Origin of the sequence: Komagataeibacter intermedius TF2 (assembly GCF_000964425.1) — a bacterium.
GTDB classification, from domain to species: domain Bacteria; phylum Pseudomonadota; class Alphaproteobacteria; order Acetobacterales; family Acetobacteraceae; genus Komagataeibacter; species Komagataeibacter intermedius.
On sequence record NZ_BANF01000485.1, the window covers coordinates 1 to 360 of the forward strand.

At 64.2% G+C, this 360-nt stretch carries 1 protein-coding gene; it reads right to left on the minus strand.

Translation table 11 applies throughout. The features are described 5' to 3' along the window. Positions 1–360: aldo/keto reductase (locus B7449_RS18120; protein ID WP_048884011.1), on the minus strand; the 360-nt coding region annotated here is incomplete at both ends.

Genomic DNA, 360 nt, shown 5'->3' on the forward strand with positions numbered 1-360 from the left:
CTGTTTCGGATCGTAGCGTTCCCCGGCTGCGGCCCCTTTGGGAATAGCCTTCTCGATAGCAGCCAGATCACCGGGCGTCAGAGTAAGATCAAGCGCCCCCAGCGCCTCGGAGAGCCGATCGCGCCGGCGGGCTCCTACAAGTGGTACGATATCGTCACCCTGCGCCGCCACCCAGGCAATTGCCAGCTGGGCCACGCTTGCGCCCCTGGTGGCTGCAATTCCGCGCAATGTCTCCACAAGGGCCAGATTGCGCTCGACATTGCCTTCCTGAAAACGGGGGCTACGAACCCGAAAGTCCCCTGGCCCCTTTGCCCCTTGCCAGTGCCCGCTGATCAGACCACGCGCGAGCACGCCATAGGC